Raw genomic sequence first — 24033 nt, forward strand, 5'->3', positions numbered from 1 at the left:
GTGTGACATGCGTCATCCTGCCATGGCGGGTGGACGGGTCAGGCCCCCTGTGGACAGGCCTCGATGATCATCAACGGGTGTTCCGCCGCGTCGAAAGGGCGGCCGTGCCAGTCGCTCCAGATGCGGTCCACCGCCAGCCCCGCCGCCGCGAGGTCCTCGGTCACCTGCTCCACGGAGCGGAACTGCAGGTGCTCCTCACCCTCGCGGACCACGCCCTCGTCCGGATACTCGGTGCGCCATCGGTGCACGACGACGCCGTCCGCGTCCGGCGTGCTCGTGGCCTCGGACTCGACGAGGCGACCGGCCGCCGTCGTCCGTTCCGTGGGCTCCTGCTGCCAGTCCTCCCAGGCGCGGCGGACGGGGTTGCGGGTCTCGAACAGCAGCCGACCGCCGGGGACCAGGCCGGCGGCTATGCGCCGCAGGGCGCCGTACCAGTCCTGGCCGATCAGGTGCATCGCCACGTTCCCGCTCATGATCACCAGGTCCGCCGACGCCGGCTCGATCAGCTCCGCGGTGCCCCGCCGCCACTCGACGCGGTCCCCGCCGGGGCGCGCCCGGGCGACGCGCAGCATGGCCTCGGCCGGGTTGATCCCGACGACGGCGCGGTCGTCGCCGGTCAGCGTCACCGTGAGCGATCCGGTGCCGCAGCCGAGATCGACGATCCGCCGGGCGCCGGACTCCTCGGCCGCCCGGCGGAAGTACGCGTGGTCCTCTCCGGGCGGGTTGTCGAGGTCATAGAGGGCGACGACGCGAGCGTCATCGTAGGCGCGGCGGTTCGTCTCGGCCGGGTCCAGATGCATGGACGGCACCGTATCTTGAAGATGACCGCATGCACCGCCAGCTGGACCACGAGGAGGTCGACCAGCGGCTCGAGGGCTGAGCCGCCCTGATCTGCCGCGCTCACCCCACAAAGACGCAGAAGGGGTGGCCGGCCGGGTCCGCGAACACGTACAGGGGCTCGTCGTCGGAGCGGTCCAGGACGAGGCGCCCGCCCAGGCCTAGGACGTGTCTGACAATGACCCCGGGGGCCAGCTGACACCATGGAGCGCATGTCTCGTTTCGGGACTGAGGCGCGGCATCTCGGGGCTTCTGCGTGATCGCCGGACCGGGAGGCGGCCGCCGTGGTGCTGGCGACCCTGGATCGCCAGGATCCTGAGTACCTCTACGTGGCCCTGGTGGCCGCGACCGCGCCCTGCCGGATGAAGGCCGTGGGTTTCCACACGGGCACGTTCCCGCACGGGCTGAGCTGGAAGGCCACGGAGGAGGCGGAGACGGTGCTCAACGCCGCTGTGACCATGGGCCCGCGTGAGGCCGCCGCCGGTGCGCTGGCCATGCTGGCCTACGTGTCCTGGCTCCGGGGCGAGGGCTCCCTGACCGATGACCGGCTAGCGTTCGCCAAGGCATGCGCGCCGTTCCCGCCATGATCGGCGCCACCGCGGTGGCCGCGGTGGCCCCCGATCCCGCCCTGGCCTGAAAGCCCATCAAGGGCAGACCGAAACGGCCCGGGAGCCGCTCACCGGCGGCCCCCGCCGTGTCGAGGACCCGGCGGCACGGTCCGGTGCGCTGCACGCTGCGTACAGCGCATCGGACCGGGCGAGCGCACAAGCCAGCTTGAGCGAAACATAATGGTGCGCTCAGGACGGTTCTTCCTGTCGACCCCGCTGACCCAAGAAAGCCACTACTGGCGGAACGATCCTCGTGCTTGCATCGAATAAACGACTACAAGCAGGAAGACAAGTAGGTGGGCAGCCATGCCGGCAATGTATAGCCACGCTCCCCAGTACCCACCTTCACCCGGCAATCGAAATGCGGTCAACCCGGATAACATAAGGGCAGGGGCTAGAGCAAACACCCAGGGAGTGCCCCTTAAGTGCCCCTCGGCACTCTTTAATCGCCTAGATAAACCCCATGACGCCACCGAGATAATAATCGAAGCGACCGCGAATCCTAGGGAGAAGGACGAGTGCCGCTCGCCCGTCCAGCCCGATGTAGTCATAATTACCCAGGTCGCAGGAATAATTAGTTGTAGAAAGGCAATGCCAATGATCATTAGTCGCAATCCCAAAATTCTCTAATACCCCGTAACTTCGGCTACTCAGTTCCCATCCCAGTTCTTCGTTTTCGCCTTCACAACTTCATATTAGACGTTCGCAACGCCTCGGCAGCTTGCCCTACTCGACCCCCCGCCAGCGCCTTTCGCTACAGCAGCAGGCTGCCCACGGCGGGGGCCGCGGGGGCTCAGGACCACTCCCTCCACCGCCGGCGACTCCTTTCGTCGACCCCTGGACTGGCTCAGCAGTTGCCCGCGGCCAAGAGCACCGTCACCGTATTCTCGGCCCATACCGTCGGACCGCACTACAGACCATGTGCCGAGCTCAGCCGGAGCTCCGGTGGGGGCGACGTGAGATCCGCGACGCCCACTCCGGCGCCAGCAGCTCGCATCGTGACTACAGCCAGATCTCGGCGACACGCCCCGCCCTGACCGCGCTCGGGGGATACACGCCACCCCACCCGCGGTATGTGGTTTGACACATCGGGAGGTATTCGGCCTCCTGCACCCCTACCGGAGGAGGCGGCTCATCGAGCAGCGGACCATCACCTACGCCGACGGCTACAACGCGGCCAAGACCTTCTACATGCGCCGTGAGAACCACGCATGGGCCGTGGCCCACCACTGGCGCGCCGTCACCGAACACCCCAAGGGCGCTCACTCCATCCAGGTGCTCACCATGCTCCTCCCCGAGCTCGTGCGCGCCCTCGCCGCTCACGAGCTCGACCACCCCCAGCCCTGAGCCAGCACTTCCCCCGACGGGCACGGACCGCACGGTCCCCGCCCGTCGGCGTTCCCGGCCCGCGCTAGCGGATCGAGGGCCTGGGCTCCTGGCCCACGCTGGCGGGGCCACGCCGGCGCCACGTGGCCAGCAGAGGTCTCAGCCGAAGACACCGCCGAAGGCCATGGCGGTGGCGGTCTCCACGACCCCGGTGACCGCGGAGCCTAAGGCGTGGTCGTGGGACGCGCGGTAGATCTCCGCGACGGAACGGACGTCGACGGCGTCGATCACCGGCTGCTAGAGCACGGGGCGGGTGACCATGGCCACGCATTAAGCGACCTCGGTGTCCGCGTCAGCGTCTCGGCCTCAGTCGACGTCGTCGCTCCCCGGATCCACCCACCGAGCGGCCGGCACGACGGCGGCCTGGGTGATGTTCCCGAGCAGGACCATGAACCCCCAGAGGGCGGCGTCGGCCAGCAGCCACGGCCCGGCATGAGTGCGGTCGGCGTAGGCCAGCAGGTGCAGCCCCACGGCCACGGCGCAGCCGACCGAGCCGAGGAGGATGCACCGCCAGGACGTCCAGGGCGACGTCCGTGGCGGACCGGCCACCCGCGTCGAGGGCGTTGGAGGCGACCAGCCACCGCGCCCGTCCTCCCGGCGGCGGGGGCGGTCCGCCCGGTGTGCTCTGCGTCAGGCCCGGGAGTCTGACACACCCCCTCCACGCCAGTCCGTCACACCGGGTCCGCCCCGGCCCGCCGCGCCCCGGAGAGGCTCCGGCCGGTCCCGGATGGCGCGGCGGCGGCTTATATGACGTGCGAGCCGGCCGCCCGCTGGACTCGCGGCGGCCCGCCGCGTGGGATGGGTGCACCACCCATCCAGAGCGGCCGAGAGATCTGGCTCGACGACGCCGCAGCAACCCGCCCGACGGACCCGGACCCCCGGGAACGGCAGGCCCGGTGCTACCGCCAGGACCGATGGAGGAGAGCAGATGCCCCGTCATGCCACACAACAAGTCCACGCCGGCTACGAGCCCGCCGCACCCCACCGGCCGGTCGTCCCGCCCATCCACCAGACCACGGCGTTCCGTTTCCCGGACCACGCCACGGCGGCATCGATGTTCCGGCTCGAGACCCCCGGCTTCACCTACAGCCGCACGGGCAACCCGACCGTCGCGGTGTTCGAGAACCGCCTCGCCGCACTGGAGGGAGGCATCGGCGCGATCGCCACGGCCACCGGCCAGGCCGCCGTCGCGCTGTCCCTGCTGGCGCTGCTGCAGGGCGGCAACCACCTGGTCGCCTCCAGCCAGCTCTACGGGGGCACCGTCGACCTGCTGACGGACACGTTCGCGGACTTCGGCATCGAGGTCACCTTCGCGGACCCGGCGGACCCGCCCGCGTGGGCCGCCGCGGTCCGGCCCGAGACCCGCGCGTTCTTCCTCGAGGCCATCACCAACCCGCTCGCCACCCTCCCGGACCTGCCCGCGCTCGCGGACCTCGCCCACGCGGCCGGTGTGCCCGTGGTGGTGGACAGCACCCTCGCGACACCGGCCCTCTACCGGCCGCTGGAGCACGGCGCCGACGTCGTCGTGCACTCGGCCACCAAGTTCCTCGGCGGGCACGGCGCGGTGCTCGGCGGCGCGATCGTGGACGGCGGCACGTTCGACTACGGCGCGACGCCGGACCGGTGGCCGCAGCTGGCCCGGCCCAAGGCCCGCTACGGCGGGCAGACGCTGGTCGAGCGGCACGGCCGCGGCGCCTACCTGACGCTGGCCCGCAGCAAGTTCCTGCACGACCTCGGCCCCACCCTCGCCCCCGCAAGCGCGGCGCAGTTCATCCAGGGGCTCGAGACGCTCGACCTGCGCGTGGCCCGCCACACCGCCACCGCCCTGGCCGTGGCCGAACACCTGGCCGGGCACCCCGCCGTCGCGCGGGTGCACCACCCCGGCGTGGCCGGGCATCCCAGTGCGGCGCTTGCCGCCCGCGACTTCCCGGACGGCGTCGGCTCGGTGTTCTCCTTCGACCTGGCCTGCGGCCCCGAGGCCGTGGCCCCGTTCCTCGACGCGCTCGAGCTGTTCCAGCTGGTGGTCAACGTCGGCGACGCCCGGTCTCTCGTCTCTCACCCCGCGACCATGACGCACTGTCGCCTGACGCGGCAGCAGCGCGAGGCCGCCGGGATCGCCGAGACCACTGTCCGGCTCTCCATCGGGCTGGAGTGTCCCGACGACCTGATCGCGGACCTGGACCGTGCCCTGGCCGTGGTGTCCGCCGCCGGGCCGGCCGTCCCCGCCGCCACGCCCGCCGTCCCCGAGACCGCCGCCGTCACCCTGGAGGTGCGCTGAGATGACCGCCGTCCACCACACCACCCGCCCCGTGTCCCGTCCCGCCGTCCGCGGCTTCACCACCACCGCCGTGCACGCCGGCCAGGAGCCCGACCCGCTGACCGGCGCCGTGGTGCCGCCGATCTACCAGACCAGCACCTTCGTGCAGGACGGCATCAACGTGCTGCGCGCCGGGCACGAGTACAGTCGCGGCTCCAACCCGACCCGGAACGGCTTCGAGACCCAGCTCGCCGCCCTCGAGCACGGCGACCGGGCGTTCGCGTTCGCCTCCGGGCTCGCCGCCGAGGACGCCCTCCTGCGGGCCGTGCTGCGCCCCGGCGACCACATCGTGCTGGGCGGTGACGGCTACGGCGGCACCCACCGCCTCATCACCACCGTCCTCGAGCCGTGGGGCGTGTCCAACACCCCCGTGGACATCACCGACCCGACGGCGGTCGCCGCGGCCGTCCGCCCCGGCCGCACCGCGCTGCTGTGGGTGGAGACGCCGTCCAACCCGCTGCTCGGCATCGCGGACCTGGCCGCCTGGGCGCAGATCGCCCACGACGCCGGCGCGCTGCTGGTCGTGGACAACACGTTCGCCTCGCCCTACCTCCAGCGGCCCCTGGACCTCGGCGCGGACGTGGTGGTGCACTCCACCACCAAGTACATCGGCGGGCACTCGGACGTGCTCGGCGGCGCCGTGGTGGTGGCCGACCGCGAGTTCCGCGGCCGGGCACTGGCCGAGGCGGTGGCCTACCAGCAGTTCGCCGCCGGCGCGGTCGCCGGACCGCAGGACTCCTACCTCGCCGCCCGCGGCCTCAAGACGCTCGGCCTGCGCATGGACCGGCACGGCGCCAACGCCGCCGCCCTCGCGGGCTGGCTGCAGGGCCGCCCCGAGGTCGCCCAAGTCTTCTACCCCGGGCTGCCGGACCACCCGGGCCACGACCTCGCCGCACGGCAGATGGACGGCTTCGGCGGCATCGTCTCCGTGCGGCTGGCCGGGGGAGAGGCCGCGGCCCGCGCGTTCGCCGAGGCCACCGAGCTGTTCGCGCTCTCGGTCAGCCTCGGCGGGGTCGAATCGCTGCTCTGCTACTCCTCCGAGATGACCCACGCCTCCGTGCGGGGCACGCCCCTGGCCGTCCCCACGGACCTGGTCCGGCTCTCCGTCGGCATCGAGGACGTGGCCGACCTGCAGGCGGACCTCGAGGCCGGCCTCGAGTGCGCCGCACGCGTCGCCGCCGGCCGCGGGACGCCGTCGTCGTCCGCGGTGCCCCGTCCCGCCCCCGCCCACCACCGCACCACCCGCGCCCGCACCCCGGAGAGGACCCGATGAGCCACGCCACCCTTGTCCCGAGCACCGCGCCCACCCGCGTGGACGACCTGACGTTCAGCATCCACACCACGCCGTTCGACGAGGACTACACGCCCGCCGCCAGCACGCGCGCCACCACGAACTTCGCCAACCTCGCCCGCGGCGCGGACCGGCGGGAGAACCTGCGCGCCGCCCTGGCCATGATCGACGGGCGCCTCAACGACCTCGCCCCCTGGGACAACCCGGAGCGGGACCGCTACACGGCGCGGATCGAGATCGTCTCGATCGACGTGCACTTCACCGCCGACGACGGCGCGGACGTCGACTTCCCGCTCATGGAGATGCTCGACGTGCGGGTGGTCGAGTGCGCGACGGGCGCCGAGCTCGGCCGCAGTGTGGGGAACAACTTCTCCTCCTACGTCCGTGACCACGACTTCTCCGTGGTGCTGCCCGCGCACGCGGCGACGTCGCCGGGGACAGAGGAGCCCGACGGCTTCGGCGACCTGCACGGGCGGCTGTTCCGGCACCTGCTCGACTCGCAGGCGTACCGGGCGCGGTTCCCGCAGCCGCCCGTGATCTGCATCAGCGTGTCCACGAGCCGCACCTACCGGCGGCTGACGAACGAGCACCCGGTGCTCGGGGTCGAGTACCGCCAGGACGCGCCCTCCCGCACGGACCGCTACTTCGGCCGGATGGGCCTGGGGATCCGGTGCTTCCTGCCGCGCGGGTCCGTGGCGCCGCTGGCGTTCTACTCGCGGGGCGACCTGCTCAACGACCACGCGAACCTCTCCCTGGCCGGGCTGATCGCCACCATGGAGACCTTCCAGCGGATCTACCGGCCGGAGATCTACAACGCGAACGCCGGGGCCGGCGAGGTCTACCGGCCGCGCCTGGACCACGGCGACTTCTCGCAGACCCGGATCGCCTACGACCGCGAGGAGCGGGCCCGCCTCGGCCGGGAGCAGGGGGAGTACACGCAGGAGCACTTCGTGGGCCCGCACCGCGACCTGCTGGAGCGCTGGGCCGCCGCCCACGCCGCACGAGACACCGAGGAGACCCGATGACCGCCCTGATCCCCACCGCCCTCGTCGGCAGCCTGCCCAAGCCCGGCTGGCTCGCCGAGGAGGAGACGCTCTGGTCGCCCTGGAAGCTCGAGGGGGAGCAGCTGCGCGAGGGCCAGCTCGACGCGCTCGCCCTCGCCGTGGCCGACCAGGAGCGCGCGGGCATCGACATCGTCTGCGACGGCGAGCAGACCCGCCAGCACTTCGTCACCACGTTCATCGAGCACCTCGGCGGCGTGGACTTCGACCGGCGCGAGACGGTGCGGATCCGCGACCGGTACGACGCGAGCGTGCCGACCGTCGTCGGGGAGGTGGGCCGGCCGTCGTCGGTGTTCGTGGACGACGCGAAGGCCCTGCGCGCGCGGACGGACCGGCCCATCAAGTGGACCCTGCCCGGGCCGATGACCATGATCGACACCCTCGCCGACCGCCACTACGGCAGCCGCGAGAAGCTCGCGTGGGAGTTCGCGCGCATCCTCAACGAGGAGGCGCGGGAGCTGGCCGCGGTGGGCGTCGACGTCGTGCAGTTCGACGAGCCCGCGTTCAACGTGTTCTTCGACGACGTCCGCGACTGGGGCGTGGCGACGCTCGAGCGTGCGGCCGAGGGCCTGACGTGTGAGACGGCCGTGCACATCTGCTACGGCTACGGGATCAAGGCGAACAACGACTGGAAGGCCACGCTGGGGCAGGAGTGGCGCCAGTACGAGACGTCGTTCCCGCTGCTGCGCGAGTCCACGATCGACACGATCGCCCTGGAGCGGCACCACTCCCGGGTGCCGGCGGAGCTCATCGGCCTGCTGCGCGGCAAGAAGGTGATGGTCGGCGCGATCGACGTGGCGAGCGACGAGATCGAGACGCCCGAGGAGGTGGCCGCGACCCTCCGGGAGACCCTCGAGTTCGTGGACGCGGACAAGCTGATCGCGAGCACCAACTGCGGCATGGCGCCGCTGGCTCGCTCGGTGGCCCGGGACAAGACGGCGGCGCTCGTGGCCGGCGCGCGGATCCTCCGGGAGGAGCTGGGCGGAGAGTGAGGGGGCCGGCGTCTGCCTGCTCACCCCCACACGCCGGAACCGGCGATGAGCCGGACCGCGAGCACCGCCATGACCACCGCGATCACCACGTCCACCACGCGCCACGCCTGCGGGTCGGCGAGCACCCGGGCCAGCAGGCGGGCGCCGTAGCCGAGCGCGGTGAACCACAGGACCGAGGCGGCGACGGCGCCGGCGGCGAAGACCCACCGCGCGTCGGGACCGTGCTGGTTGGCGAGGCTGCCCAGCAGCACCACGGTGTCCAGGTAGACGTGCGGGTTGAGCCAGGTCAGCGCGAGCGTGGTGGCGATGACCGAACCCGCGGTGCGCGGCGCCTGCTCGGCCCCGAGCCCCTGCGGGCGCAGCGCGGCACGCAGGGAGGAGACCGCGAACCAGAGCAGGTACAGGGCGCCGCCCCAGCGCAGCACCTCGAGCAGCCACGGCACGGCCTGCACGAGCGCGCCCACCCCGGCCGTGCCGGCCAGGATCAGCACGGCGTCCGAGGCCATGCACACCAGCACGACGGCGCCCACATGCTCCCGGCGCACGCCCTGGCGGAGCACGAAGGCGTTCTGGGCGCCGATGGCGACGATGAGGGCGAGTCCGGTGAGCAGGCCGGTGCCGGCGAGGGTCCACATGGGTGAGGACGCTAGGGCCCGGCCGGGCCTGAGCCAAACGAAGAGAACTGCAGGCACCTAAGCTCTGCTTCATGAACCTGGACCAGCTGCAGGCGCTGCGTGCGATCGCGGACGAGGGCTCGTTCGAGGCGGCCGCGTACGAGCTCGGCGTCAGCGCCTCCGCGGTCAGCCAGCGCATCCGCGCCCTGGAGCGGGAGGTGGGACAGGTGCTGCTCCGGCGCGGCACACCCTGCGAACCGACCGAGGCCGGTGTCGGCCTGGTGCGCGTGGCCCGGCACATGCGGGTGCTCGAACAGGAGGCGTGGGCCGGGCTGGGCCGCACGGCGGCCGGGCGCAGCGTCACCTCCCTGGCCGTGCCCGCCGACGTGCTGGGCACGTGGTTCGGGCCGGTCCTGGCGGAGGCCGCCGACTGGGACGACACGGTCCTGGACCTGCACGTCGAGGACCAGGACCACAGCGCCCGGCTGCTGCGCCGAGGCGAGGTGCTGGCCGCCGTCACCACGGAGCCGCAGCCGGTGCAGGGGTGCGCGGCGGGGCCGCTGGGGAGCATGCGCTACGTCCCGCTCGTGGCGCCCGCCCTGCTCGCGCGGCACGCGGCGGGCGACGTCGTCGACCTCGGCGCGATGCCCATGATGCGCTACAACGCGAAGGACGACCTGCAGCGCCTCGCGCTGAGCGGCGCCGGGCTGGACGTCGCCCCGCCCACGCACCTGGCGCCGTCGTTCGACGGGTTCCACCGGTCTGTCCGGGCCGGCCTGGGGTGGGGGATGCTCGTGGACGCCCAGGCCGTCGAGGACGTGCGCGCCGGTCGGCTGGTCCGCGTGCCCGGGCTCGACGACGTCCTCGTGCCCCTCTACTGGCAGGCGGCCACACTGCCCGTGACGCGCCTGGTGCGGCTCACGCGGGCGGTGCGGGAGGCGGCCCAGCGGACGCTCGAACGGGGGTGAGGCGGCACCACGGGGTCGCGGGCCGTCAGCGGCGTCGCAGCGGTGCCGGCGCCTCCATGGAGGCCTCGACCAGCACAGGCCGGAAGCCCAGCGCCTCGTTGACGTCGAGCATGTGCCGGTTCTCCTCGGCGTTCCACGTGATGATCGCGCGGGCCTCGGGCAGCGCGTCACGCACGGCGATGAGGTTCGCCGCCTTCACACGCATGCCGAGGCGGTGGCCGCGGTGCTCGGGCAGCACGATGGTGTCCCACTGGTCGATGAGCCCGTCCGGGCGCGAGCGGGGTGCCACCAGTTCGCTCAGGGCGACGATCCGGCCGGTGGCACGGTGCCGCGCCACTGCGCGGAAGAGCCGCCCGGTCGTGAGGATCTGCTCGTCCATGCGACGCACGCGGGCCGCATCCCAGACCTGCTCCACCACGGTGCGTTCCCCGGCGGGCACGTCCGTGGCCATGCGGGCTTTGAGGACGGCGAGGTCGTCCTGCAGGGCCGCGTCGGCCGCGCCTTCCCAGGCGTGGAGCTCGTAGTCCGACGAGACGCGTTCGGCCTCGGCCAGGGCGACGGCGGGGTCGATCCCCGGATCGGCGAAGTCATACCGGCTCACCCGCTCGATCTGGACGAGCGCGAAGCCGTAGGACTGGGCGAGACGCACGCCCGGATGCCCGGCGGGCACCGCGCCGGCGCCGTTGGGCGGGGTGAGCGCCCGTTGTCCGGTCATCGGCCGCGGCGTCAGCGGCCAGGTCTCGAAACGGGTGAGGCCGGCGGTGTCCAGGACGAGCCGCTCGGTCAGTGCCTGGCCGTGGCCGCGTCCGCGGTGCCGCGGGTGGACGTAGACGGTGAGGGAGGCCGCGTCAGGGTCGTCGACGTGGTTGATCAGGACGCGGGCGTAGCCGACCGCCTCGCCGTCGACGTACGCCAGGTAGCGGCGCTGCGTGTAGTCGGTCTCGGCGGCGGCCTGGATGAGCGCGTCCGTGGGGGTCTCGTCCCACTCGGTCGTGCCGATCAGCTCGTGATTGTACTCGTCGCCGAGCTGGCAGTAGGCCCGCCAGTGGGGGTCGTCCGACGAGGCGGGCAGGGGGAATTCGATGATGTCAGGCATGCGGTGACTGCTTTCTGCAGATAGGGGTGGGCGCAGAGGCACCCGTCGAGCCGTGCTCGAGACGGGCGCGCGGGGAGGGCCGGCGGTGGGTCGTCGGACCCACGGGGTCACTGCTGCTGCATCATGGGGTGAACTGTGTCACGACGCGGACCGGTGGGCAAGGGCCTTCGCCGTCGAGATGCAGGCAGATTTCACCTGACGCGCGGGGAACTCTTCGCATATCGGTCGGGATCCGGTCGACGTGACACTGGGTGTCCAGGTGGGCGCCCCCGCGGGCCCCAGGGATCGCCAGAAACGTACGGGCGGCTGCGGCTCTGGCGGATCGGTTGTGGCGAGTCATGTGGCGGGCGGCAGGGCCGGAGGTGGCGCACACGGCGCATGGCGGAGCCCCTTGTCATAAACGACCGCTATAGCTCCCCGCTACACCTTCGCGGCCCGTCTAGGAGCGATGCATGGATCCCCATGAACTCGGAGCTTTGGTCGGGGCGTGCCGAGGGCTGCTTGAGCGTCGGCCGCCTGGCGAGGCAGGGGGTGCTGCTGCCATGCTCACTGCGTCGGGCATGATCCTGCTCGGTTCTCCGCCAGACGCGTTGAATCCAGCGGTTGAGCTGTGCCATGAGACTGAGCCCTACTGCGCTGCCTACCGTCTGGGGGAGTCGATCGTCGCCACCGTCTGCCTGTACCGGGACCTCGATGAGACGGTCCGGGTGCTGGCGCCCTGTGGCGTATGCCAGGAGCGTCTGGCGACCCACGGGCCAGAGGTGCTCGCTGCCATTCCGAAGGGGGAGGGGATAACCGTCGGTTGGGTGGCGCTGCGTGATCTCATGCCGCACTACTGGCTCACGGTGTTCGAGGATGTCCCGGGTGACTGGGCGGGCGCCTGACCCTCTGGTCTGCGCGACTGTTCTTTGGGCCCATCTCTAAGACCGGTTCATCCAGAGGACCACGGCCGGCCGGCTGACCCGGAACTCGGCGGCCACATGGGCCTGCGCGATTCCATCGCGCAGGTGGCGGTGGACTATCCGCAGACGGCCCGTGCGTGCAGGGAGCGTCGGGGCGATCAGCTCCCACTGGTCATCAGAGATCATCTGGACACGGGACACGCCTTCCAGGGTGTGAGCCGGCCCTCGCATTCATTGTTAGACACGCCCTAGGGGCAAGCACTGGCCCTGCAAGGTGCATGCGGCCGGGCGGGACAGTGACAGCAGGGACTGGTCACCGTCACGAAGACAGACACGGTGGGTCAGGCCCCGGTCCGCAGCAGCGGACCGGGGTCTGACCCACAAGTGATTCTCATCTGCCCCCCGGGGCAGGTCGTTGCCGGCCCTGGAGATGGATAAATTCAGCTCTGGAGCTGAGCGAGCAGGGTCTCCATCTCGGCGGTCTCTGCCTCCTGGTCCTCGATCACCTTCTGGGCCATCTTGATGGCCTGGGGGTTCTCACCGTCGGCGACTTCCTTCTGGGCCATGTCGATGGCCCCGCGGTGGTGGGTGGTCATCATGGTCAGGTACATCTCGGCGGCCTCGGTGCCTTCGGCGGCCTCCAGCTCCTGCATCTGCTCGTCGGTCATCATGCCCTCCATACCCGCACCGGACTCGGAGCCGTGGTCCATGCCCTCCATGCCCCCGGACTCCGTGGAGGTGGGCTCGCCCCAGGTCTCGAGCATGGTCGTGAGCTGGTCGATCTCCGGGCCCTGGGCGGCGACGATCTTGTTGGCCAGCGCCTCGATGTCCGGATCGAGATCACCCTTGGCGAGCATCACCTCGCTCATCTGAACGGCTTGCTCGTGGTGGGGGATCATCATCTGGGCGAACATCGTGTCCGCGTCATTGTGCTCTTCCGTGACCTCCTGGCCGGAGCCGGAGGGGGCAGCCGTCGCGGTGTCCGTGCTCCCGGCCCCGGCCGCCGCGGACGTGGCGGCTCCGGGGGCGTCCCCGGTGGTTTCTTCGCCGCTGGTGCCGCAGCCGGCCAGGGCCAGGGCGGAGGCCAGGGCGAGGGTGTGAGAGTGGTGGAACGCTTCACGATAGGTCCTTACTCATTGTGGATCGGGTAGTTAGGGGTCAGTGAGTTTTTGCCGTCGCGGACGCCTGAGTGCTGGCAGCACGGCGGTCGTCCATGCTGGTGGCGGCCAGGTGCGCCGGGTCCAGGTCGAGACGGCGCAGCAGCTGGGCGTTGAGCGCCACCACGATCGTGGACACCGACATCAGCACCGCCCCGACGGCCGGGGACAGCACGATCCCGGCCGAGGCGAGGACACCGGCGGCCAGGGGCACGGCGATGAGGTTGTACCCGGTGGCCCAGGCGAGGTTCTGCAGCATTTTGCGGTAGCTGGCCCGGGAGAGGTCGATCATCGACAGCACGGCCCGCGGGTCGTTGCCGGCCAGGACCACTCCGGCGGACTCCATGGCCACGTCGGTGCCGGCCCCGATGGCGATCCCGACCTCGGCCCGGGCCAGGGCGGGGGCGTCGTTGACGCCGTCGCCGACCATCGCCACGGTCATCCCGCGGGACTGGAGCTCGGTGACCTTGGTGTCCTTGTCCTGGGGCAGGACCTCGGCGAAGACCTCGTCGATGCCCAGATCGGCCCCGACGGCCTCGGCGACCTGGCGGGCGTCGCCGGTGATCATGGCGACCCGCACGCCGCGTTCCTGCAGGGCCCGGACAGCCGCCCGGGACTCGGGGCGGATGCGGTCCTCCAGGGCCAGAGCCCCGATGACGGTTCCGTCCCGCACGACGTGCAGGACCCCGGCGCCCCGGTCGATCCAGGCCCGGGTGGCGGCGGTGATCGTGGCCGGGGTGGACAGGCCGAGCTCGCGCAGCATGTTCGGTCCGCCTACGACGACCTCGGTCCCGTCCACGGTCGCGCGCACGCCACGTCCGGTGGCCGATTGGAAACCGGTGCCGCGCAGCCCCAGCCGGGAGGCTTCGGGGTGGGTGGCCGCGGCGGTGACGATGGCCCGGGCCACGGGGTGCTCGCTGTCGGCCTCCGCGGCGCCCGCAACGGCCAGCAGCTCGGCCTCGGAGACCCCCGGGACGGGGGTGAGACCGGTGACGGCGTGGGCCCCTTCGGTCAGCGTCCCGGTCTTGTCGAAGAGGACCACGTCGATGGTGCGCATCCGCTCCAGGGCCATCCGGTTCTTGATCAGCACCCCTGCCTTCGCGGCGCGTTCGGTGGAGATCGCGATGACCAGCGGAATGGCCAGGCCCAGGGCGTGCGGGCAGGCGATCACCAGCACCGTCACGGTGCGCACCACCGCATCGTCAGGCTGACCCAGCAGGGTCCAGGCGATGGCGGTGAGAACGCCGGCGCCCAGGGCGAACCAGAACAACCAGGCGGCCGCCCGGTCGGCCAACGCCTGGGCGCGGGAGGAGGAGGCCTGGGCGTCGGCGACCATGCGCTGGATCCCGGCCAGGGCCGTGTCGGCCCCGACGGCCTCTACCCGCACCCGCACCGTGTTGTCGGTGGCCACGGTGCCCGCCACGACCGTGTCGCCCACCGTGCGGGCCACGGCCTGGGATTCGCCGGTGATCATGGACTCGTCGAATTCGGCCGATCCGTTGGTGATGGTTCCATCGGCGGGCACCCGGGCCCCGGAGCGCACCAGCACGACGTCGCCCACGGCCAGCTCATGAACTGGAACGGTGACGGTGTCCCCGTCGAGGACCTTCTCCGCCTCGTCCGGCAGCAGGGCCGCCAGGGCGTCCAGGGCGGAGGAGGCCGCACCGAGAGCGCGCATCTCCATCCAGTGACCCAGCAACATGATCACCACCAGCAGCGCCAGCTCCCACCAGAAGTCCAGGTCGAAGCCGCCGATCCCCAGGGTCGTCACCCAGGACGCGACGAAGGCCACGCTGATGGCCATGGAGATCAGCAGCATCATCCCCGGCTGGCGGGACTTCAGCTCGGTGAGCCCGCCCTTGAGGAACGGCATCCCACCGTAGAAGAAAATGACCGTGCCCAGCACGGGCGGGATCCAGGCCGAGCCGGGGAACTGCGGGGCGTGGTAGCCCAGCAGGTGCCCGACCATGGGGCTGAAGTACACCACGGGCACGGACAGGGCCAGGGAGAGCCAGAACTTGTTCTTGAACATCGCCGTGGAGTGCCCGGCGTGCTCCCCATGGGTGTGCACCGCGTGGTCCTCGTCCACCGCGGAGTGCGCGTGGTCGGAGGGCATGGCCTGCCCGTGCGTGGTGGCATCACCGTGGTGCCCGTGAGCGCTGTGTTTCGCGTGCTGCTGCGGATCGTGGCCGGCATGCGCCTGTTCCGGGGCGGCGGGGTGACCGGTTCTGTGCTCGTGGTGCGGGGTGCTCATGATGCGCTCCTTCCGCGCAGGCCCCCTGCAGGGGCCGAGGTAATGATCGGGCTCGTCAATCGGTGACGAGGGTGTAGCCGGCCTCTTCCACGGCAGCTCGAACGGCGGCCGTGGTCAGTGGTTCGGCGGCGGTGACCGTGACGGTGGAGGCCCCACCGGCCACCAGGTCGATGTGCACCTCGCTCACCCCGTCCAGGGCGGTGATCTCCTCGGTGACGCTGGTGGCGCAGTGCCCACAGGTCAGACCCTCCACCTGATAGGTCGCGGTCGTGCGGGCGGAGGGAACCGCACCAGCAGTCGGAGCTGCCTGGTCGGCGGCCGGGGCGGGGGCGCAGCAGGCGCAACCGGTGGAGGCCATCGGCAACGGGGAACGGGTCTCGGGGGTCATCTGGAGCTCCTTCGATCGAGTCGGGTGGCAAGGGCTGGCAGCGGCCTCACCACTCACAGTCATATACCCCCCAGGGGTATAGCACAAGGGGTGGGGTCATGTGGCGACCGTGACCTCCCGTGGTCGGTGCTGGGTGTGGCGTGGCAATTCCAGAGTGAAGACCGCTCCGGCCCCGGGCCCGGAGGAAGTGACGCTCAGCGTCCCGCCGTGGGCCTCGACCAGGGCCCGGGAGATGGTCAGTCCGATCCCGGAACCACCGTGGTCGCGGTCCCGAGCGGTGTCCCCGCGCCAGAAGCGCTCGAACACTTGCGGCAGGCTCTCGGCGGCGATCCCCTCACCGGTGTCGGCCACCACCAGGGCGAGCTGGCGCGGGCCATGAGGAGCAGCGCGCACGGTCACCGCCCCACCGGGCGGGGTGTGGCGCAGGGCGTTGGTGAGCAGGTTGTTCAGCACCTGCCCCATCCGCTGCCGGTCCACTTCCACGACCCCGGCGGTGTCCTGCGCGTCGAGCACCAGGTTCACGCCCTTGGCGGCGTAGGCCTCCCGGTGGGCCTCGACCGCCGTACGCAGCAAATCGGCGACCGGCTGTGCGGTGCGGTCCAGGTCGATCCGTCCCTCCTCAGCCCGGGAGACGTCGTGGATGTCCTCGACCAGACGCGTGAGGCGTCCCAGCTGGTCGGTCATGAGCTCCCCGGTGGCCTCGTCCCAGTGCGCCACGCCGTCCTGGAGGGCCTCGCAGTAGACGGACAGCACCGAGATCGGAGTGCGCATCTCATGGGCCAGGTCCGAGAGCATCCGTCGGCGGGTGTCCTCGGTGCGCTGCAGGCGGGTGGCCATGGTGTTGAAGGAGGTGGCCACCGCGTCCACCTCGGTGCCCGTACCCAGGGCCGGGACCCGGGTGTCGTAGCGCCCGCGCGCCATCGCCTGAGCCGCCTGGGTGAGGGCGGCCAGGGGCCGCCGAAGGCGGCGGGTGAAGAACCAGGTCACCGCCGCGGCGCAGATCACGGCGGTGCTCAGGGCCGCGGCCAGGATGATGAGGTTGGTGTCACGGTAGGCCTGCTCCACGTGCAGGAGTTCCGGGGAGTTCTCGGCGTGCCCGGCCATGATCAGGTGCTCGTGGAAGATCGCCGGCCCGGCCAGGGAGGCCACGACCACGGCGGCGAGGATGCTGGCGGCCACCACGATGGCCTGGGCCAGGAAGAACCGGGAGGCCAACCCCCGGCTGTGTCGCCAGCCGCTCACCGGGTCACCATCCGGTAGCCGACCCCGCGCACGGTGACGATGAAGGTGGCCTGGTCCTCCCCGAGTTTCCGGCGCAGGTGACCGATGTGCACGTCCACCAGCCGTTCATCGCCCACCCAGGCCGGGCCCCACACGGTGTCGATGAGCTGGCGGCGGGACAACGCCTCGTGCGGGCGGGCCGTCAGAGCGGCCAGCAGATCGAACTCGGTGCGGGTCAACCCTGCCGGTTCACCGTCCACCCGGGCCTCATGGGCGGCGAGGTCCACGGTCAGGTCCCCGAACACCCGGGCCGGCTCCACAGTGGTCACGGTGGTGCGAGGCCGGCGCAGCACCGCGGCCACCCGGGCGACGAGCTCACGCACGCTGAAGGGCTTGGTGATGTAGTCATCAGCCCCGGCCGCCAGCCCGGCCAGCTTGTCGTCTTCGTCCCCGCGGGCGGTGAGCATCAGCACGTAGCAGGAGGAGAAGCCCCGCAGCTTTCGGCACACCTCGATCCCGTCCAGGCCGGGCAATCCCAGGTCCAGGACCACCACGTCGGGCTTCCAGGTGCGGGAGTACTCCATAGCTTCGCGGCCGGTGTAGGCGATGAGGACGTCGTAGCCGGCCCCAGTGAGGTAGGTGGCGACCATCCGCGCCAGGGGTTTCTCGTCGTCGACCACCAGCACCCGCCCGGGGTCCGTATCGATGCCAGGGTTCATGACTTCAGTGTTCCCTCGGCCCGCACCGCATCAGCGCCGAAGGCTAGTTGGGGAAGGAATCTTCGCCAAACCTTCAAGAAAAACGCCACAGGGTCGCTCCCCGGCCAGTCGACAATGGTGGGAGGTCCTCGCACCGTGGTGCGAGGTGGAAAGGACTCATGAACCCCTTGACCCGTAGAACCCTGCTCGTCGGCGGCCTCGGCCTGCTCTGCACCGGCGCCCTGGCGGCGTGCTCCTCCCCGGCACCACCGGCTACGGCCGGAGCGAGCAGCGCCGGCACGGCGATCACCCATGTGCACGCCATCACCCGCGACACGGTGACAGGGGGTGGAGCAGGGGCAGGGACGATCCTGATGGCCACCCACGAGGGCCTGTTCCGCCTCCAAGACCGGGAACTGACCCAGGCGGGTCCGGTCGTGGACCTCATGGGTTTCACCGTCACGCCCGAGGGCCGCTACCTGGCCTCGGGCCACCCCGGCACCGGCACCGCTCTGCCCGAACCGGTCGGACTGATCGAATCCACCGATCAGGGCGAGACCTGGGAGGTGCTCTCGAGGGGCGGGGAATCGGACTTCCACGCACTGGCCGCCGGCCCGAACGGAGTGCTCGGCTTCGACGGGCAGCTGCGCGCCAGCTCCGACGGGCGCACCTGGAACACCCTCGAGATCCCCTCTCCCCCTGCTTGGCTGGCGATCGCCCCGGGCACGGGCACCGTCCTGGCCACCACCGAGGACGGCGTCATGCGCTCCGACGACGACGGTGCCACCTGGGACGCACTGGAGACCCCGCAGCTGATGTCCCTGGTGGCGTGGGCCGACGACACCACGATCGTCGGCGCCGGGATCGACGGGCACCTGCTGACCAGCCGCGATGCCGGGCGGAGCTGGACCTCCAGCGACCAGCCGGTCGGAGAGATCACCGCCCTGGGCGCAAGCACCACCACCGACGGCGGGATCGAAGCTCTCGTGGTGGCCGACACCACCGTTCTGCGCACCACCGACGGCGGCAACACCACCGAGCCACTGATGTGACCCATGGGACTGTCTCCCCAACGGTACAGAAGTGACAGTCCTCTTCGGCGGGGGCGTCCTTGGCCAGGGAGGGCAGAGTGCGCGCAGCTTTCAGTGATGGGAAAGCGCGTTATCCGTTTCTTCGGTGGTCGCATGTCACCGCGGCCGTCGGCGCTTCAAGTGAGGTCCGCGAGACTCGTCGCGAGATTGCGCCGGACCCAGGCCATCGCCGGCGAGAGGGCCCTCGCCGACTGCTGAGAAGCACGTCCGTTCATGGCCTTGGCCGGGAAGACCTCAAGTGCAGGGGCGTGCCCGCCAACGAGAGCGAACCGTACGTCGGCGCCATCGTTGCTCAGGAGGCCGCCCTCAGGCTCCAGACCTAGGGCGTGTCTGACAATAGTTTGGACCACGCGATCACCGCGTTCAGGATCACGGCAGCCCGGTAGACGATCGCGTACTAGGGCGTGTCTCCCATTCCGGCGATGAGACTCGCGGCAGTCTGGTCGGGTGAGGTCGACGGGTTCGCGGTATCGGGTGTTCACGGACGAGCAGTGGGAACGGATCGCGCCGTTGTTGCCCTCGAATGAGGGACAGCGGGGCCACCCGTTCGGGGACAACCGCCGTGTGGTCGAGGGCATCGCGTACCGGTACCGGACCGGAATCCCGTGGCGGGACCTGCCCCGAGAGGCATTCGGACCGTGGCAGACGGTGTGGAAGCGGCATCGCCGTTACGCCGCGGACGGAACCTGGGATCGGGTGCTGACCCACGTGCTGGCCGAGGCCGACGCGGCCGGGCAGATCGACTGGGCGGTCTCGGTCGATGCCACGATCGCCCGAGCCCACCAGCACGCGACGAACACGACCCGCCCTGACCAGGACACGGGGGGCCGGGGCGAATCACAAGAAACTGCCGCTGGACGAGGTTGAGCCGCCCGGACACGGCATCGGCCGCTCCCGCGGCGGACTGACGACCAAGATCCATCAGGTGGTGGACGGCCGGGGCCGGCCGCTGGCCGCCATCGTCACCGGCGGGCAGCGCAACGACGGGGCGGTACTGACCCAGGTGCTGGCCGAGATCCACGTCCCTCGGCTCGGTCCCGGACGCGCTCGATCTCGCCCGGGGGCGGTGATCGCAGACCGGGCCTACGCCGCCGGGGTGATCCGGACCGAGCTGCGGCGTCGGGGGATCACCGCGGTGATTCCCCAGAAGGGGGACCAGGTCGCCGCCCGGGCCCGGCGCGGGCGCCACGGTGGGCGCCCGCCTGGCTTCGATGCCCAGGCCTACCGCGGCCGCAACGTCGTCGAACGATACTTCGCCCTGGTCAAGCAATGGCGCGGACTGGCCACCCGGTACGACAAGCTCGCCATCACCTACCGCGCGGCCGTCACACTCTGTGCCATTCTCACCTGGCTACGCACCTAAGGCAGACCCGCCCCGGGAAGGACACCCTGGTTATCGGGTCGGCAGGTCGGTGGAGGCAAGGTCCGACAGCGCGCCTGTCAGATGCCGCACGAAGCTCCGACGGCGTTCATCGCTAATGCTGTCCAGCGACAGGTAGGGGTTGAGATCCTCCAGTTCGACCAGCAGCAGCTCGCCGTCGACGGTGCGACACGCGTCGACGCGCTGAATGCCGTGAGCCATCCCGTTCCAGTCGATGAAGCGCTGGGCGAATCTTAGATCGGCCTGCGTCGGCTCGTACGCGTCCAGTCGCCAGCGCTGCGCGGAATCAGGTGCGTACAGCGCGTATTCGAAGGTGCGATCGATGAAGTAGAACGAGACTTCATAGTCGATCTCGACGCACGGCTGGATGAGCACGTCGGCATCGTCGATACCGCGGATCTGCGACGGGTCCAGGATCCTCAGGCCCACCGAATCGGCGCCGAACTTCGGCTTGACCACGTAGGCATCGCAGTCCGGGAGCCGGTCCAGGTTCTCGACGCTCTCCACCGTGGGGATCACCGGATAGCCGGACCGGGACAGGTCCACGAGGTACTGCTTGCCGGCCATGTCGGCTTTGCCTGTCAGCTCGTTGAAGACCCGTGCACCGGTGGCAAGGGCATGTTCGCGGAACACCTGGTACTGCTGCGGGTAGTAGATTGTCGGCCCGCTGTTGCGGACGAGCACGACATCAAATCGGTCCATCAGCGCCAGGGCGTCCCTGGGGTGGCAGAGGGCCACGTCGAAGGACTGGCGCAATTGAGAGGACAGATAGATGTCCTCATCGCAGTACCGGCGCCCGCGCGCTTCATACGACAGATCGGTCACGAAGAGCACACTGGACATAACGGAGGGCATGCCCCCAGTGTCTCACCGTCTGACCTAGCCCCGACGAACACAGCAGGCGTCCTCGTGCATCACGCCGTCTCGTCGAACTTACCCGGCAATTGGCAGACACGCCCTAGTCGTACCGGGTCGCCAAGCCCCGCCATTGCTTGAGATGGGCGTAGTGGCGCTCGATCACATTACGCCCCTTATAGGCGGCCGCGTCGAGGCCAACGGGTCGGCCGCCGCGGGTGCCGCGGCGTCTGCGGTGGCCCTGCTGGTCCGCCGGCTCGGGCATGACAGCTTTGATGCCTCGAGTGCGCAGGTGGGTGCGGATCGCCCGGGAGGAGTAGGCCTTGTCGCCCAGCACCGCCTCGGGGCGGGTTCGAGGCCGTCCCACCGGCCGGGCCACGCGCAGCTGTCCCAGTAGAGGAAGCAGCATCGGGGAGTCCCCTGCCTGGCCTGGAGTGATCAGACTGACCAACGGCAGCCCCGCCCCGTCCACGAGTTGATGGATCTTCGTGCTCAACCCACCCCGGGAGCGCCCGATCCCGTGATCGCCGGGCTCTTCACGCAGATTCTTGTAGTTCGATCCAGCCCCCTGTGAGGCGCTTCGTGTTCGTCGCGTGCTGATGCGCGCAGGCGATCGTGGAGTCCACCGCCACCGACCAGTCCACCAAGCCCCGCGCGTCGGCAGCGGCGGTCAGCGTCGCCAGCACCGTGTCCCAGGTGCCCTCGGCGGCCAGGCGCCGATGCCAGGTCCACACGGTCTGCCAGGGCCCGTAGACCTCGGGCAGATCCCGCCAGGGGATCCCGCACCTGTACCGGTAGATGATCGTCTCGACCATCGTGCGGGCATCGGTGAACGGCCGCCCCTGTCGGCCCGTCCTGGCTGGGAGCATCGGGGCGATCAGCTCCCACTGGGCATCGGAGAGCATCTGGAAACGAGACACGTCCTCCGGGGTGTCATCCGGCCCCTGGATTCATTCTCAGACACGCCCTAGCGGCGGCAAGACCCCGCCTCCTGCACGACGACGGACGGAGACCTCCCCGTTTCCCGCACGAAAACCTCGGGGAAGGCTCCCGTTTCCCGCACGAAAGCGGGGGTGGGGGCGGAGCGGGGTGGGGGCAGGGGCTCGGGGGCGGCTCAGTCCGTCGGGCCGAGCACCGCTCGGCGCCCACGACGCCGGCCAGCACGCGCCCGTGGGCCACGATCACCCGCGGCGACCCCGCGACGGCCCGCCGGCCCCGCACCGTGGAGACCACGGCGCCGAACACCACCTCGAGGAGCACGAGCGTGAGGATGCCGATGAGCCCGGCGGCCAGCGTGGGCGGGTGCCCGAAGATCACGCGGGCGCCCATGGAGCCGATCATGATGGCCACCACCGTGTCGAACGTGGACAGCCCGCTGAGCAGGCGCGCGCCGAACACGCGCAGCAGCAGCACGAGGCTCACGTAGACGGCGATCGCCGCGATCACGACGACGGGGATCCGCCACGGCTTGATGCCGAGGTGGGCCACGAGCGCGGCGGACCAGCCCTGCGGCGGGGTCAGGGAGGCGAGGTGAGACATGGGTGCTCCTGGGTCCTCGAGGGGGTCGCCGTTACGGCGTCGCCACCCCTGCCTACGATGGGAGCCATGAGCCCCACGGCACTCTCCCGCCTCTTCCTGGCCCTCACCGCCCTCTGCGCGGTGCTCGCAGGGCTGGTCGGTGTGGTGGGATACGGCGTGGTCACCGCCGAGCCGGAGCACACCGTCACGCTCCGCTACGAGGACGTGGAGCGGATGCCCGAGGGGATCACCCCCGAGACCGTCGCCGCGGCGGCGGGCCCGGGGGGCGTCCCGAGCTGGCGGCCGATCGAGATGCTCGTGACCGGCCGGCACCTGCGGATCGTGGAGCAGTCCGGGCGCGCCGAGCTGCCCGCCGACGTCGTGCTCTCCACCCAGGACGAGGACGAGGAGTACGACTCCGTCCACATCACCTCCGAGTTCCGGGAGACCGCCGAGGTCCGCAGCGGGGCGGCCGTGCGTCCCGGGCTCTTCGACGAGGACCGGCTGGCGGACCAGGACAGCCGCTGGGACACCTCCCGCGCCTACGCGAGCAACCGGGACCTCGGCCACGGCGCTCACGCGGTCACGGCCGCCGCCCGCACCGCCGGCGAGCTCACGTACGACGGCCTCCCGCGCGAGCCCCTGCTCTACGCGGGCATCGCCACGGCGCTCCTGACGCTCGGTCTGATCCCCCTGGCGCTGTGGTTCCGCGTCCGGCGTCGGATCGACCGGCTGCGCCGCCGCCTGCGCTCCGCGCGCACGGACCTGGCACGCGTGATCCTCGACCTCGAGGCGGTCGAGGTGGCGGTGCTCACGACGCCGGAGCGCGCGTCCGGCGGATCCTCGGGTCGCTCTTCCGCCCCCGACCTCCGCGGGGGCCTCGCCCGGCTCACCGACTCCGCCTTCGCGCTCGCCCGCGGCGAGGAGGACCTCGCCCGGCGACTGCGACGGCCGGACCGCGGTGCCGAGGCGGACCTGCAGGGACACGAGAGCGCGGTCGCCCGGGTGCGCGGCCAGGCCGCCGGCCTGCACGATGCGGCCACCCTGCAGTCGCGGCACGCCGGGGCCCAGACCGCGGCGGACCGCCTCGTGGCCCCGCTGGTGATGGCGGCGCAGGCCGTCGTCTCCCGGGCACGGCGCGTCTCGGACGGGCGGTCGCCGGAGGCTCCGTCGGACCGGCCGAGGAGCGACGCGGTGGCCGATCGACTCCAGTCGGCCGCGGACGCGCTGCTCCAGGTGGCGGCGGACGCCGGCTCCGGCGACCTCACCGGCCTCGCCCCACGCGTGCTCGAGGCGGAGGGGGAGCTCGCGCGTGCGTCGGCGGACCTCGTCCAGCACCTCCGCGCGGCCGCGGGCCCGGCCGGCGGACCGATCGACGAGGCCGTCACCGCCGTGCCG

22 protein-coding genes and 3 pseudogenes are annotated in these 24033 nt (G+C 71.2%); 11 read left to right on the forward strand and 14 right to left on the reverse strand.

What is annotated here, in order from left to right; translation table 11 throughout:
* Positions 1–38: 38 nt before the first annotated feature.
* Positions 39–800, reverse strand: a complete 762-nt coding sequence (locus NWP10_RS01290) for a bifunctional 2-polyprenyl-6-hydroxyphenol methylase/3-demethylubiquinol 3-O-methyltransferase UbiG (RefSeq protein WP_258299608.1) — start codon at positions 798–800, stop codon at positions 39–41.
* Positions 801–900: 100 nt separating this feature from the next.
* Positions 901–1008: pseudogene (locus NWP10_RS01295) on the reverse strand (VOC family protein); the annotation flags it as partial.
* A gap of 113 nt (positions 1009–1121) precedes the next feature.
* Between NWP10_RS01295 and NWP10_RS01300 the strand changes: the two are divergent.
* Positions 1122–1424 (forward strand): hypothetical protein, encoded by a 303-nt coding sequence (locus NWP10_RS01300; RefSeq protein WP_258299609.1) that lies wholly within the window; start codon positions 1122–1124, stop codon positions 1422–1424.
* Between the two features lie 1101 nt (positions 1425–2525).
* A complete protein-coding gene (locus NWP10_RS01305) occupies positions 2526–2792 on the forward strand; it encodes a hypothetical protein (protein WP_258299610.1) in 267 nt (88 codons plus the stop codon).
* 138 nt (positions 2793–2930) lie between these two features.
* Here the strand turns inward: NWP10_RS01305 and NWP10_RS01310 are convergent, their stop codons facing one another.
* On the reverse strand, positions 2931–3062 hold the full coding sequence (locus tag NWP10_RS01310; protein ID WP_258299611.1) for a hypothetical protein: 132 nt from the start codon (positions 3060–3062) through the stop codon (positions 2931–2933).
* A 75-nt stretch (positions 3063–3137) separates the two neighbouring features.
* Entirely contained in the window at positions 3138–3308 is a 171-nt protein-coding gene (locus NWP10_RS01315) for a hypothetical protein (RefSeq protein ID WP_258299612.1), read from the reverse strand.
* Between the two features lie 451 nt (positions 3309–3759).
* Between NWP10_RS01315 and NWP10_RS01320 the strand changes: the two genes are divergently transcribed.
* The 4 genes from NWP10_RS01320 to NWP10_RS01335 are packed head-to-tail and all read left to right on the forward strand — an operon-like array spanning position 3760 to position 8492.
* Positions 3760–5109, forward strand: coding sequence for an O-acetylhomoserine aminocarboxypropyltransferase/cysteine synthase family protein (locus tag NWP10_RS01320; protein ID WP_258299613.1), 1350 nt, complete (start codon positions 3760–3762; stop codon positions 5107–5109).
* 1 nt (position 5110) lies between these two features.
* Positions 5111–6421, forward strand: coding sequence for a cystathionine gamma-synthase (locus NWP10_RS01325; protein WP_258299614.1), 1311 nt, complete (start codon positions 5111–5113; stop codon positions 6419–6421).
* Positions 6418–7464 (forward strand): DUF1852 domain-containing protein, encoded by a 1047-nt coding sequence (locus NWP10_RS01330; protein WP_258299615.1) that lies wholly within the window; start codon positions 6418–6420, stop codon positions 7462–7464. The genes NWP10_RS01325 and NWP10_RS01330 overlap by 4 nt, the downstream gene beginning before the upstream one ends.
* Positions 7461–8492: a methionine synthase gene (locus tag NWP10_RS01335; RefSeq protein WP_258299616.1), complete on the forward strand. Its 1032-nt coding sequence runs from the start codon at positions 7461–7463 to the stop codon at positions 8490–8492. The genes NWP10_RS01330 and NWP10_RS01335 overlap by 4 nt, the downstream gene beginning before the upstream one ends.
* Positions 8493–8512: 20 nt before the next feature.
* On the opposite strand, the gene lysE is transcribed toward NWP10_RS01335, so the two are convergent.
* Positions 8513–9127 (reverse strand): L-lysine exporter, encoded by a 615-nt coding sequence (gene lysE, locus NWP10_RS01340; RefSeq protein ID WP_258299617.1) that lies wholly within the window; start codon positions 9125–9127, stop codon positions 8513–8515.
* A gap of 71 nt (positions 9128–9198) precedes the next feature.
* On the opposite strand from lysE, the gene NWP10_RS01345 reads away from it, so the two are divergent.
* Positions 9199–10074, forward strand: a complete 876-nt coding sequence (locus tag NWP10_RS01345; RefSeq protein ID WP_184173299.1) for an ArgP/LysG family DNA-binding transcriptional regulator — start codon at positions 9199–9201, stop codon at positions 10072–10074.
* 25 nt (positions 10075–10099) lie between these two features.
* Here NWP10_RS01345 and NWP10_RS01350 read toward each other — a convergent pair whose 3' ends face one another.
* Positions 10100–11170: a GNAT family N-acetyltransferase gene (locus NWP10_RS01350; protein WP_258299618.1), complete on the reverse strand. Its 1071-nt coding sequence runs from the start codon at positions 11168–11170 to the stop codon at positions 10100–10102.
* Positions 11171–11622: 452 nt separating this feature from the next.
* Here NWP10_RS01350 and NWP10_RS01355 point away from each other — a divergent pair, with 452 nt between their 5' ends.
* Complete coding sequence (locus NWP10_RS01355) at positions 11623–12054, forward strand: cytidine deaminase (RefSeq protein ID WP_258299619.1); 432 nt, start codon at positions 11623–11625, stop codon at positions 12052–12054.
* Positions 12055–12512: 458 nt separating this feature from the next.
* Here NWP10_RS01355 and NWP10_RS01360 read toward each other — a convergent pair.
* From NWP10_RS01360 to NWP10_RS01380, 5 genes and pseudogenes are all read right to left on the reverse strand, one after another.
* Positions 12513–13192: pseudogene (locus NWP10_RS01360) on the reverse strand (DUF305 domain-containing protein).
* Positions 13193–13230: 38 nt separating this feature from the next.
* Positions 13231–15483 carry a copper-translocating P-type ATPase gene (locus NWP10_RS01365; protein ID WP_258299621.1) on the reverse strand — a complete coding sequence of 751 codons (2253 nt, stop codon included), beginning with the start codon at positions 15481–15483 and terminating at the stop codon, positions 13231–13233.
* A gap of 55 nt (positions 15484–15538) precedes the next feature.
* A complete protein-coding gene (locus NWP10_RS01370; protein WP_258299622.1) occupies positions 15539–15871 on the reverse strand; it encodes a heavy-metal-associated domain-containing protein in 333 nt (110 codons plus the stop codon).
* Between the two features lie 96 nt (positions 15872–15967).
* Positions 15968–17113, reverse strand: a complete 1146-nt coding sequence (locus tag NWP10_RS01375; RefSeq protein WP_258299623.1) for a cell wall metabolism sensor histidine kinase WalK — start codon at positions 17111–17113, stop codon at positions 15968–15970.
* Positions 17110–17811, reverse strand: coding sequence for a response regulator transcription factor (locus tag NWP10_RS01380; RefSeq protein ID WP_258299624.1), 702 nt, complete (start codon positions 17809–17811; stop codon positions 17110–17112). Before NWP10_RS01380 ends, NWP10_RS01375 begins: the two co-directional genes overlap by 4 nt.
* Before the next feature lie 158 nt (positions 17812–17969).
* Here NWP10_RS01380 and NWP10_RS01385 point away from each other — a divergent pair, with 158 nt between their 5' ends.
* Both NWP10_RS01385 and NWP10_RS01390 read left to right on the forward strand, forming a co-directional pair.
* Entirely contained in the window at positions 17970–18842 is an 873-nt protein-coding gene (locus tag NWP10_RS01385) for a F510_1955 family glycosylhydrolase (RefSeq protein ID WP_258299625.1), read from the forward strand.
* Positions 18843–19328: 486 nt separating this feature from the next.
* A protein-coding gene (locus tag NWP10_RS01390; RefSeq protein ID WP_258299626.1) for an IS5 family transposase occupies positions 19329–20244 on the forward strand; the annotation gives its coding sequence in 2 pieces (ribosomal slippage) (positions 19329–19703 and positions 19705–20244; 915 coding nt in all).
* A 30-nt stretch (positions 20245–20274) separates the two neighbouring features.
* Here NWP10_RS01390 and NWP10_RS01395 read toward each other — a convergent pair.
* From NWP10_RS01395 to NWP10_RS01405, 3 genes and pseudogenes are all read right to left on the reverse strand, one after another.
* Positions 20275–21087, reverse strand: coding sequence for a hypothetical protein (locus NWP10_RS01395; RefSeq protein ID WP_258299627.1), 813 nt, complete (start codon positions 21085–21087; stop codon positions 20275–20277).
* Between the two features lie 136 nt (positions 21088–21223).
* Positions 21224–22037, reverse strand: a pseudogene (locus tag NWP10_RS01400) (IS5 family transposase); the annotation flags it as partial.
* A 13-nt stretch (positions 22038–22050) separates the two neighbouring features.
* Entirely contained in the window at positions 22051–22656 is a 606-nt protein-coding gene (locus NWP10_RS01405) for a DUF421 domain-containing protein (RefSeq protein WP_258299628.1), read from the reverse strand.
* A 66-nt stretch (positions 22657–22722) separates the two neighbouring features.
* Between NWP10_RS01405 and NWP10_RS01410 the strand changes: the two genes are divergently transcribed.
* Positions 22723–24033, forward strand: a 1311-nt coding sequence (locus NWP10_RS01410) for a hypothetical protein (protein WP_258299629.1), incomplete at its 3' end; no start/stop codon positions are given.

Source organism: Micrococcus sp. HG099, from assembly GCF_024723355.1.
In the GTDB taxonomy this organism is placed as follows: domain Bacteria; phylum Actinomycetota; class Actinomycetes; order Actinomycetales; family Micrococcaceae; genus Micrococcus; species Micrococcus endophyticus.

What these genes read in the sequence shown, in the direction of transcription:
- NWP10_RS01290 (WP_258299608.1), bottom strand. Translation starts at nt 800, where the DNA reads ATGCATCTGGACCCGGCCGAGACGAACCGCCGCGCCTACGATGACGCT.
- NWP10_RS01320 (WP_258299613.1), top strand. Translation starts at nt 3,760, where the DNA reads ATGCCCCGTCATGCCACACAACAAGTCCACGCCGGCTACGAGCCCGCC.
- NWP10_RS01325 (WP_258299614.1), top strand. Translation starts at nt 5,111, where the DNA reads ATGACCGCCGTCCACCACACCACCCGCCCCGTGTCCCGTCCCGCCGTC.
- NWP10_RS01330 (WP_258299615.1), top strand. Translation starts at nt 6,418, where the DNA reads ATGAGCCACGCCACCCTTGTCCCGAGCACCGCGCCCACCCGCGTGGAC.
- NWP10_RS01335 (WP_258299616.1), top strand. Translation starts at nt 7,461, where the DNA reads ATGACCGCCCTGATCCCCACCGCCCTCGTCGGCAGCCTGCCCAAGCCC.
- lysE (WP_258299617.1), bottom strand. Translation starts at nt 9,127, where the DNA reads ATGTGGACCCTCGCCGGCACCGGCCTGCTCACCGGACTCGCCCTCATC.
- NWP10_RS01345 (WP_184173299.1), top strand. Translation starts at nt 9,199, where the DNA reads ATGAACCTGGACCAGCTGCAGGCGCTGCGTGCGATCGCGGACGAGGGC.
- NWP10_RS01350 (WP_258299618.1), bottom strand. Translation starts at nt 11,170, where the DNA reads ATGCCTGACATCATCGAATTCCCCCTGCCCGCCTCGTCGGACGACCCC.
- NWP10_RS01355 (WP_258299619.1), top strand. Translation starts at nt 11,623, where the DNA reads ATGGATCCCCATGAACTCGGAGCTTTGGTCGGGGCGTGCCGAGGGCTG.
- NWP10_RS01365 (WP_258299621.1), bottom strand. Translation starts at nt 15,483, where the DNA reads ATGAGCACCCCGCACCACGAGCACAGAACCGGTCACCCCGCCGCCCCG.
- NWP10_RS01370 (WP_258299622.1), bottom strand. Translation starts at nt 15,871, where the DNA reads ATGACCCCCGAGACCCGTTCCCCGTTGCCGATGGCCTCCACCGGTTGC.
- NWP10_RS01380 (WP_258299624.1), bottom strand. Translation starts at nt 17,811, where the DNA reads ATGAACCCTGGCATCGATACGGACCCCGGGCGGGTGCTGGTGGTCGAC.
- NWP10_RS01385 (WP_258299625.1), top strand. Translation starts at nt 17,970, where the DNA reads ATGAACCCCTTGACCCGTAGAACCCTGCTCGTCGGCGGCCTCGGCCTG.
- NWP10_RS01405 (WP_258299628.1), bottom strand. Translation starts at nt 22,656, where the DNA reads ATGTCTCACCTCGCCTCCCTGACCCCGCCGCAGGGCTGGTCCGCCGCG.